At 52.1% G+C, this 1,180-nt stretch carries 1 protein-coding gene; it reads left to right on the top strand.

Annotated elements, in window-relative coordinates; all coding sequences use genetic code 11:
• Positions 1–235: 235 nt before the first annotated feature.
• Positions 236–1,180, top strand: a 945-nt coding sequence (locus JF44_RS0109050; protein ID WP_033068672.1) for a hypothetical protein, incomplete at its 3' end; no start/stop codon positions are given.

Below are 1,180 nucleotides of genomic sequence, written 5' to 3'. Positions count from 1 at the left end.
ACAAATCAAGACGATCTTGCATAAAACCGGCGCGCAGACCCGAACCGATCTGGTCCGGCGTGCGCTGAGTGCGCACCTGCCGATTGTAACTGACAGCTAGGCTCAGGACCTATTTCAAACGCGTGTTGCATCTGTGACAGATTGATTATCCAATCTTTTCCGCTCCTAAATTCTGCGTATTGGGTCCTTACATACGAACATGATAAAATATGCGGGGCACACGAAGGGGGGACAAATGACATTTGATTGTCAACTTGCATCGAAGCTGTTTGATGCGGCGATCGACGAGCACCGCTGGCAACCTCTTATTGAAGAGGTTGCAAACAAGTGCGGGGCTGTTTCCGGGGCTGTTATCTCTGTGAATATGACCGGAAACGATGGTTTTCAGGCCCTTTGGGCCAGCAAACAGATGACACCGGAAATTCGGCAGGCCTACAACACCAAATTTTCCGCCTATGAGGCGGATGGCATTCCCGTCATTCGCAATAGTGAGCGTTTTTCAATTCTGACCGAAGATGACCTTTGGCCGAATGAACCAAACCTGCGCGACCGTCCGGATTTCGTCTGGTTGCGCGAAACGGGCGGCATTGATCACCGAGTTGTCGCGCGCCTGAACGAAGACCAAAGCTGGTTCAATACATTCACAGTGCAATATGCCCTTGGCAGGCCTCAGGCCTCTGACACAGAGAAGCACGACTTTGCCGCTTATTTGCCCTTCGTAAGCCAGGCAGTTAAACTTGCGAATGTTTTTACACAACTAAAATCACGTTTCCAGGCCGTGTTAACCGTGCTTGACCGCTATGCCGTGCCCGTTTTCGTCGTCAATCAACAGGGACATGTTGTGGTCGCCAATCACTCTGCTGAGGTTATCATTTCCCAGGAGAATGGTGTTCGCCGCGATCAACAGGGACGCATCCGTCTTTCCGATAGCGATGCCCAAGCCCAACTGCTTGACGCCATCCGCGGTGCCTGTGCATCGGCAGTTGGCGACAGCGATCAGCCCGAAAGCATTTTCAATGCCCCGCGCCTGACACGCGACGCCCCCTTTTGTATCGAAGTTTCTCCCTTGCGCGATACGGATATGGAACTGGCCGGAAGCTTCTTTTCCGGTGCCTTGGTCAAAATTTACGATCCCGCCTATCATCCAGTTATCCGCATCGAAGCTTTTGCCACTGTCTAT

It is taken from the genome of Thalassospira australica (genome assembly GCF_000763295.1).
GTDB classification, from domain to species: Bacteria; Pseudomonadota; Alphaproteobacteria; order Rhodospirillales; family Thalassospiraceae; genus Thalassospira; species Thalassospira australica.
The sequence above is the reverse complement of the archived record's forward strand: the minus strand, read 5'-3'. Positions and strand labels throughout refer to the sequence as shown.